The sequence below is a fragment of the Streptomyces sp. TRM49041 genome (assembly GCF_008271805.1).
In the GTDB taxonomy this organism is placed as follows: domain Bacteria; phylum Actinomycetota; class Actinomycetes; order Streptomycetales; family Streptomycetaceae; genus Streptomyces.
Map to the genome: position 1 here is coordinate 87,200 of NZ_VSRY01000157.1, position 7,829 is coordinate 95,028.

At 70.5% G+C, this 7,829-nt stretch carries 9 protein-coding genes; 4 read left to right on the top strand and 5 right to left on the bottom strand.

Annotation, left to right across the window (positions count from 1 at the left end):
- Window positions 1-46 precede the first annotated feature (46 nt).
- On the top strand, window positions 47-1,342 hold the full coding sequence (locus tag FVS66_RS25760; RefSeq protein ID WP_149183603.1) for a M18 family aminopeptidase: 1,296 nt from the start codon (window positions 47-49) through the stop codon (window positions 1,340-1,342).
- 82 nt (window positions 1,343-1,424) lie between these two features.
- Entirely contained in the window at window positions 1,425-1,658 is a 234-nt protein-coding gene (locus FVS66_RS25765; RefSeq protein WP_149183604.1) for a hypothetical protein, read from the top strand.
- Window positions 1,659-1,794: 136 nt separating this feature from the next.
- On the opposite strand, the gene FVS66_RS25770 is transcribed toward FVS66_RS25765, so the two are convergent.
- The gene (locus FVS66_RS25770; RefSeq protein ID WP_149183605.1) at window positions 1,795-3,639 is read right to left on the bottom strand and encodes a thioredoxin-like domain-containing protein; all 1,845 of its coding nucleotides are present in this window, start codon (window positions 3,637-3,639) and stop codon (window positions 1,795-1,797) included.
- Window positions 3,640-3,825: 186 nt separating this feature from the next.
- On the opposite strand from FVS66_RS25770, the gene FVS66_RS25775 reads away from it, so the two are divergent.
- The gene (locus tag FVS66_RS25775) at window positions 3,826-4,431 is read left to right on the top strand and encodes a hypothetical protein (protein ID WP_262387210.1); all 606 of its coding nucleotides are present in this window, start codon (window positions 3,826-3,828) and stop codon (window positions 4,429-4,431) included.
- A 6-nt stretch (window positions 4,432-4,437) separates the two neighbouring features.
- Here FVS66_RS25775 and FVS66_RS25780 read toward each other — a convergent pair whose 3' ends face one another.
- The 4 genes from FVS66_RS25780 to FVS66_RS36260 form a co-directional block, all read right to left on the bottom strand.
- Window positions 4,438-4,668, bottom strand: coding sequence for a hypothetical protein (locus tag FVS66_RS25780; protein ID WP_149183606.1), 231 nt, complete (start codon window positions 4,666-4,668; stop codon window positions 4,438-4,440).
- 285 nt (window positions 4,669-4,953) lie between these two features.
- A complete protein-coding gene (locus FVS66_RS25790) occupies window positions 4,954-5,802 on the bottom strand; it encodes a helix-turn-helix transcriptional regulator (RefSeq protein ID WP_149183607.1) in 849 nt (282 codons plus the stop codon).
- A 12-nt stretch (window positions 5,803-5,814) separates the two neighbouring features.
- A complete protein-coding gene (locus FVS66_RS25795) occupies window positions 5,815-6,333 on the bottom strand; it encodes a DUF6879 family protein (RefSeq protein ID WP_399226305.1) in 519 nt (172 codons plus the stop codon).
- A 10-nt stretch (window positions 6,334-6,343) separates the two neighbouring features.
- Window positions 6,344-6,466, bottom strand: coding sequence for a hypothetical protein (locus FVS66_RS36260; RefSeq protein ID WP_262387212.1), 123 nt, complete (start codon window positions 6,464-6,466; stop codon window positions 6,344-6,346).
- A gap of 123 nt (window positions 6,467-6,589) precedes the next feature.
- Here FVS66_RS36260 and FVS66_RS25800 point away from each other — a divergent pair, with 123 nt between their 5' ends.
- Complete coding sequence (locus FVS66_RS25800; RefSeq protein WP_149181103.1) at window positions 6,590-7,813, top strand: ISAs1 family transposase; 1,224 nt, start codon at window positions 6,590-6,592, stop codon at window positions 7,811-7,813.
- Window positions 7,814-7,829: the final 16 nt, after the last annotated feature.

Here is a 7,829-nt window from a genome sequence, read left to right on the forward strand (position 1 = left end):
TCCGAACCCTGCGCCCGACCCCCGGACCCGCCCGTATGGTGTGGGCATGAGCAGCTCTCCCACCCGCTTCGACCGCGGCCACACCGACGACCTCATGACGTTCCTGGCGGCCTCGCCCTCGCCGTACCACGCCGTGGCGACCGCCGCCGAGCGGCTGGAGAAGGCCGGATTCCGGCAGGTCGAGGAGACCGACGCGTGGGACGGGAGGACGGGCGGCAAGTACGTGATCCGCGGCGGCGCGATCATCGCGTGGTACGTGCCGGAGGGCGCCACCCCGCACACCGCGTTCCGGATCGTGGGCGCGCACACGGACTCGCCGAACCTCAGGGTCAAGCCGCGGCCCGACAGCGGGACGCACGGCTGGCGCCAGGTCGCCGTCGAGATCTACGGCGGGCCGCTGCTGAACTCCTGGCTCGACCGCGACCTCGGCCTCGCGGGCCGGCTCACCCTCCGCGACGGCAGCCACCGCCTCGTCGACGTCGACCGGCCGCTGCTGCGCGTACCCCAGCTCGCCATCCACCTGGACCGGAAGGCCAACGAGGGCCTCAAGCTGGACCGGCAGCGCCACATGCAGCCCATCTGGGGCCTGGGCGACGACGTCCGCGAGGGCGACCTCATCCGCTTCCTCGCGGACGAGAACGACCTGGACGCCGAGGACGTGACCGGCTGGGACCTCATGGTCCACTCCGTCGAACCGCCTGCCTACCTTGGCCGCGACCGCGAACTGCTGGCCGCCCCGCGCCTCGACAACCTCCTCTCGGTGCACGCCTGCACGGCCGCGCTCGCCGCCGTCGCGACCGCCGACGAAGAGCCCCGGTTCATCCCCGTCATGGCCGCCTTCGACCACGAGGAGAACGGCTCCGAGTCCGACACCGGCGCCCAGGGCCCGCTCCTCGGCACCGTGCTGGAACGATCCGTCTTCGCCCGCGGCGGCGGCTACGAGGACCGCGCCCGCGCCTTCGCCGGCACCGTCTGCCTGTCGTCCGACGTCGGCCACGCCGTCCACCCCAACTACGTCGAGCGACACGACCCCACGCACCACCCGCGCCCCAACGGCGGCCCCATCCTCAAGGTCAACGTCAACCAGCGGTACGCGACGGACGGCAGCGGCCGCGCCGTCTTCGCGGCGGCGTGCGAGGACGCCGGCGTGCCGTGGCAGTCGTTCGTCTCCAACAACGACATGCCGTGCGGCACGACGATCGGCCCGATCACCGCCGCCCGGCACGGCATCCGCACCGTCGACATCGGCGTCGCCTGCCTGTCCATGCACAGCGCGCGCGAACTGTGCGGCGCAGACGACCCGTTCCTCCTCGCGAACGCCCTGGTCTCCTTCCTCAAGTGACCTTGTCTGCCGGAGCGTTGCGGGGCCCTTTTCGGGTACTCGCGACGCTTCGGACACCCGACAAGCACCGAGGAGGCACACCATGGGCCTGGGCGGCTGCCTACTGCTCATCGCGGCCGGCGCGATCCTCACGTTCGCGGCGGACTGGGAGGTCAGTGGCCTCAACCTGGACGTCGCGGGGCTGATCATGATGGCGGTCGGCCTGATCGGCGTCGCCGCGTACACCAGCATCGCCCGGCGGCGCAGGGCGGTGGTCCCGCCGGTCGCACCGACCGTCGTCGACCCGGACCCGTACGAGGACCACGGCCGCGGCTGACCACCGGGCAGCCACGGACCGGCGCTGACCATCGGACGGCCACAGACCGGCGGAGACATCCGCGAACGCACCACCGTGACACCGACCGTGCCGGCATCGTGCCCGCCCCGAGCGACCCTCCCCCGGTCGGTGCCTCCTAGGCGTCGAGGCCCGCGAGGATGAGGGGCAGGCGGGTGGCGCCGCCTTCCGTGACCTTGACGGGGACGCCCCAGTCCTGCTGGTGGACGTGGCAGGCCGGGTACTCGTTCTCCGGGTCGTCGTCGCAGGAGGCGGCCATCGCTGAGACGTGCAGGACGCCCTCCGTCACCTCCGGGTCCAGCTTCAGCTCACGGAAGAGGTCCGTGCCGCTGCCGCCGCCGTCGGCGAGCAGCCCGGGCGGCGTGGACGAGACCAGGAGCCGCGTCGAAGGCCCGTACCGCTCGTCCAGCTTCTGCCCCGTCGGGGCGTGGAAGACGACGTCGAGACGGAGGGGGCCGGGCGCGATCGCGGTCGCCTCGCGCTGGGTGCGGTGGGCGACGGCGGCGACCTGGACGGCCTCCTCGGGAAGGCGCAGCCGGGTCAGCCTGTGCCGGGCCGACTCGACGACCAGGATGTCGTCGCCGACGAGAACGGCGTCGCTGGGCTCGCGCAGGTCGGTCGCGAGCGTGGTGACCTCTCCGCTCGTCGGGTCGTAGCGGCGCAGGGCGTGGTTGTACGTGTCCGACACGGCCACCGAGCCGTCCGGGAGGGCGGTCACGCCCAGAGGGTGCTGGAACAGGGCCTGGTCGGCGGCACCGTCGCGGTGCCCGAAGTCGAACAGGCCGGTGCCGACAGCGGTGTGGACGGCGCCCTCGGGATCGACCCACCGGAGCGCGCTGGTCTCGGAGTCGGCGACCCACAGGCGGTCGTCGGTGGCGGCGAGACCGGACGGCTGCGCGAACCACGCCTCGGCGGCGGGCCCGTCGACGAGCCCCTCGTTGGTGGTCCCGGCCGCGACCTCCACGGTGCCGGCCTCCGGGTCGTACGCCCACAGCTGGTGGACACCGGCCATGGCGATCCACACCCGGTCCTGCCACCAGGCCACGTCCCACGGCGACGACAGGGCCACCTCGCGCGCGGGCCCGGCGGTCGGGGAACCCTGCATCCACTGCGCCCCGGTCCCGGCGAGCGTCGAGACCGCACCGCTCACCGGGTCGAACAGGCGGAGGGCGTGGTTGACGGTGTCGGCGACGACGACACGCCCGTCGGGGAGGAGGCAGAGCCCCTGCGGCTCACTGAACCGCGCCACGTCGGCGCCCCCGTCGACGAAACCCCGCTCGTCGCTCCCGACGCGCCGCACGACGGTCTCCCCGTCCGGGGCGAGCTCGACGAGCTGATGGCGGGTCGTGTCGGACACCAGGAAGCCACCGGACTCGAGGGCCAGCGCCTTGCCCGGGAAGCGCAGGTGCGTGGCGACCGGCTCCGGCGGCACATACGGCCCGTCGCCACGCCGCAGCGTGCCCTTCGCCTCGTGCTCGGCCTCCAGCTCGGCGACCAGCCTGGCGAGCGCGGTGGCGTGGCCCTCGCCCGCGTGCTGCGCGACGACGTACCCCTCCGGGTCGATCACGACGAGCGTCGGCCAGGCCCGTACGGCGTACTGCTTCCACGTCGCGAGCTCCGGGTCGTCCAGCACGGGGTGCTCGACGCCGTACCGCTCGACGGCGTCGACCACGGCCTGGTGCTCGGCCTCGTGGACGAACTTCGGCGAGTGCACGCCGATGATCACGACGGTGTCGCGGTGCTTCTCCTCCAGCTCCCGCAGCTCGTCGAGGACATGCAGGCAGTTGATGCAGCAAAATGTCCAGAAATCCACAACAACGCACTTACCTCGCAGGTCGGCGAGGGTGAGCTCTTTCCCACCGGTGTTCAGCCAGCCACCCTTGCCGATCAGCTCTGGGGCACGGACACGGGCACGCTTGCGGGGTGCGGGCGCGGGGGTGGGCGCCTGGGCAGCATCGTTCATCCTTCAAGCTTGCCATCCTGGTATGAAGGTCGGATCACACGCGTACGGCAGTGCCTACGACACAGGGGGCGGCGGATGGCTGTGGACGGGAACGGGACGGCAGCCGACAGGGCAGCGGGGGCGGCAGCGGGATTCATGGCGTTGCCGGGACGTACGGAGCAGCGGCGGGAGGCATTCGCTGAGTGCTTGGCGGACGCCGTGCGCGCCCTGTCACTCGACCTTGCTCCCGAGTCGGAGTCCGACGATCGGGGGGCCTGGGTGTCACGGGTCCGTACGGCAGTGCGCAAGGCCTGCCGGCAGGGCCTGACGGTTTCCGGAGAGTCGTTCGACGCGTTGATCAGGGCGGCCGTCCACGACCCCGACCCGAGCTTCAATCGCGTGTTCCTTGAGCCCGCGCTGAACGCATTCGGGCCCAGGCGCGTCCAGGTCGCGCTGCTCGGGTACCTGCGAACGGGCACAGACCTTGAGCGGGCAGGCGCCGCGCGCGCCTGGTACTGGTCAGCCTTGCCCTTGCGGATGCCCGTCGTGCGGGCGGAGAACGGCGGAGCCGCCAGCCAGCCGGAGACCGATGACGGCTCGGCCGTGGTCGCCGAGTGGAACGAGGCTGCTCTGCGCGAGTTCGTGAGCAACGAGCACGTGGACGTCCGGCGCTGCATCCTGCCAGGGCTATCGCTCCGGAAGTCGGTCTATCCGCCGGAGCTGCACGACCTGGTGGATGCGGCGGTGGCGACAGCCCGGTCTCATCCGGACGAGTACATCCGCCACCGCGTGGAACACCAGGTCGGCGACTGACCCCCATCACTGGGCACGCTCGACCACGGCGATCTCCGAGAACTCCCGCAAAAAGGTCATGTGACCGGTTCGGCCCGTGTGCTCGATACACATGTCGGTGCACACGTCCGCGTTCCCGGTCGGCGCGGCAGACCACTGGCAGTCCGGGTTCAGGCACCGTGCGGTGGCTGTCGTCTCCGCCGAGGGGTGGCGGTGCATGACGTAGCTGACGTAGCGGAGCACGGCTCTCACGGTCATACCGCTTCCTTGGGGTGCGGGTGGTTCCGGAGCTCCACGTTGCAATCGCTGACCGTGGAGTGGTCGCCCCGAAGACGGGCTGCCCGGCGCTGTGCGGCCAGGGCGGCGCAGACCCCGCAGCCGGCCACTGGTACGGGCTCCGGGTCTGTTCGCAACGGCAGCTCTACCGGGCATTGCGCATACGTGATCGCCTCACGGCCCCGCTCCTCGTGTCGTCCGTGTAGCGACCACGCTAGGAACGCCGGAGCTGCACCTCCCAGGAGATTGCACGAAGTTGCACAGTCGTCACCTGAGCGACTGAATGGCGCTTGTGATCAGCGCGCGGGCCTTCACTCCATAGACGGCCATGTCGGCCAGTTCGGTGAATGTGTCCGCGTACGCGGCAACCTCGCTCGGCTGGGTCAGCGTGAGGTAGCCGGAGACAAGCTCAACGTTGACCTGTCCGGTGTCGAAGATCCAGAACCCTTCCACCGGCATCCGGGACCGATCGGTCCAAGTGGGCACGACGCCCAGGCTGACGCTGGGCAGGGAGCCGACCGTAAGGAGGTGGCTGAGCTGTTCCTCCTGCACGTCCGCCCCGCCGAGACCGTTCCGCAAGACCGATTCCTCGACCAGGAACGCGAACCGTCGGTCGCCCTCGTAGAGGACGCGCTGACGCTCCATGCGCACGGCCACCGCGTCGGCGACGTCGTCCACCTCCACGCGCCTGCGCTGGACCGCCCGCAAGACCGCTTCGGTGTATCCGTGGGTCTGGATCAGGCCCGGGACGAACCATGAGGAGTAGGAGCGGAACCGGTGGGTGCGCTCGAAGAGCGGCAGGCGGGCTTCCTGAGCCCGCTTGAGGCCGGCGCGCTCCATGCGCCGCCAGCCGATCCACATGTCCTCGATGGTCCGCAGAGAGGCGATCAGGTCGTCTGTCTGCCCCGCCGCGCCGCACGCCCGGCACCACGCCCGGATGTCATCGGCGGACGGGGGCGTGCGGGCGTTCATGATCCGGGAGGACTTCGACGGGTGCCATCCGCACAGCCGGGCGAGATCGCGCCCGTTCAGCCCGGCATCCCGGCAGAGCTCAGCGAGTCGGTTCGCCAGAGCCTGCCGGGCTTGCTGGGCACTCGAAGAGGGAGAGACAGCCATGATCGTGACCGGTCAGCGCGGCTTGTACTCCTCATGGGGAATGGCCCGCTGCCACACCGCCTCAAAGGCCGTGGTGCACAGGCTCACCTTCGTGGGGTCGTCGGTGTACTCGCGGCCGTCCTCGTCCAACTGCCCGTCCCCGGTAAAGTGGTGGAAGAGGGCTTGCGTACCGTCGAAGACCCAGAAGTCCGTACCTGGCAAGGCCAGGTCCGTCGTCTGGCGTCGGGGCATCCACCGGACCAGCTCGCCCGCAGCGAGGTTCGTGAACGTGCAGTCGTACTCGTACCGGATGTAGTCGCTGATCGGCTCGGACACGACCCGAAGCCGCCGGACCACGACCCCCCGGGCCGTTGCCTCTTTCACCGCGTCGTGCCAGCCGCCCCACCACGAGGACCGGTCGGCGGGGTCAAACCGCTTCCCCTGCTGCCACGCGATGAACTCGGGGTCATCGAGCATGTAGCTGTCACGCAACTCAAGGTGCACCGCCGAGTGCTGTGCTCGTGCCAGTGCATGACGCGCGGGTGGCTGCACTTGCTGCCTCTCAGTTGTCGTTCGGGCGAGGGATGTACTTCAGCATCACCGCAGGAAGCCGGATGATCGTTTCGTGGTCCGGCACGTCCGTGGAGTGGCCCGGCATCGAACCGATCTCCTGGCACGCCTTCACTTCCTCCTCAGTCGCCAGGCGTGATGCGTGCTCGGATCTTGGACGGGGGCAGGGGAACGTCGAAGGGCGCGGCCCGTCATGATCATGTGATTCCACTCGCAAGATCGTGAAGGCCGCGCCCGTATGCCATCCTGCCCGACCCTGCCCACCTCTCGTCAACTCGCCGATCAACTCGGCGTCGGGGTCGGGGAGTTGTGCACGCCCGCGAAACTCCCCTCGCTCCTGGAGGCGGTCGACGCCGTGCCCGACCCGCGTTCTGTGCACCTGGTCACGCACCCCCTCCCGATGCTGCTCGGCCTGGTGGCCTGCGCCCTGCTGTGCGGGGCGCGCTCGGTGCGCGGTGTGATCCGCTGGGCGAACGGTCAGGGCGCCGGCATCCTGGCCGCACTCGAAGTCCCCGACGGTGATCCGGCGCAGTTGCCGGTGGCCACCACGCTCACCCGCACCCTTGCCCGGATCGACGCCGACGCACTCGATGCGGCCGTCGGCACCTTCGTACAGACCCACGCCGCCGACCCGCTGGCCGGAATCGCGGGAGATCCGCCCCTGCTGCAGCTGGCCGCGGACGGCAAGACGGTTCGCGGCGCCCGCGACGCCGACGGCCTGCAGCTTCACCTGCTCGGCGTCTACCAGGTCGATCCCGGCGTGATGCTCGCCCAGCGCGAGATGCGCCACAAGCCCCACGAGACCGTGCACTTCACCGCCGCCCTCGACCTGATCGCCGACATCACCGGGGCGATCGTGACCGCCGACGCCCTGCACACGGTGGCCGATCACGCCCGCTACCTGCACCGACGCGGCGCCTTCGGACTCTTCCCGGTCAAGGAGAACCGCGCCGCCCTGTTCGCCCGGCTCGACGCGCTCGACTGGGACGAGACCACGAACCCGCAGATCAGCATGGTCCGTACCGAGGAGACCAACAGCGGCCGCCACGAGACCCGCATCGTCCGCGTCCAGGCACTGGAAGACGGCCAGGTCAACTTCCCGCACGCCACCCATGCCCTGCTGGTGGAGCGGTACACCACCGGCCGGGGCGACGGAAAGACCCACGCGGACGCCGAACTCGGCATCACCACCGCACCTGTCCAGACCGCCGACGCGGCCATCCTCGCCCGCTGCGTGAGAGACCAATGGGCCATCGAATCCCAGCACTTCATCAGAGACGTGACCTTCGGAGAGGACGCCTGTCGGGCCCGCACCGGCAGTCTGCCCCGAGCCCTCGCCACCTTCCGCAGCCTGGCGATCAGCCTCGCCCACCTCGCCGGATGGAAGAACAACGCCGCCGCACACGACCACTACCGCAACCACCCGGCCGACGCTCTACGCGAACTCGGTCTCACGGGCTGAGCACGCATCACACCTG

Excerpts from the sequence above, each read along its gene's own strand:
- FVS66_RS25760 (WP_149183603.1), top strand. The coding sequence starts at position 47 with ATGAGCAGCTCTCCCACCCGCTTCGACCGCGGCCACACCGACGACCTC.
- FVS66_RS25765 (WP_149183604.1), top strand. The coding sequence starts at position 1,425 with ATGGGCCTGGGCGGCTGCCTACTGCTCATCGCGGCCGGCGCGATCCTC.
- FVS66_RS25770 (WP_149183605.1), bottom strand. The coding sequence starts at position 3,639 with ATGAACGATGCTGCCCAGGCGCCCACCCCCGCGCCCGCACCCCGCAAG.
- FVS66_RS25780 (WP_149183606.1), bottom strand. The coding sequence starts at position 4,668 with ATGACCGTGAGAGCCGTGCTCCGCTACGTCAGCTACGTCATGCACCGC.
- FVS66_RS25790 (WP_149183607.1), bottom strand. The coding sequence starts at position 5,802 with ATGGCTGTCTCTCCCTCTTCGAGTGCCCAGCAAGCCCGGCAGGCTCTG.
- FVS66_RS25800 (WP_149181103.1), top strand. The coding sequence starts at position 6,590 with ATGCCATCCTGCCCGACCCTGCCCACCTCTCGTCAACTCGCCGATCAA.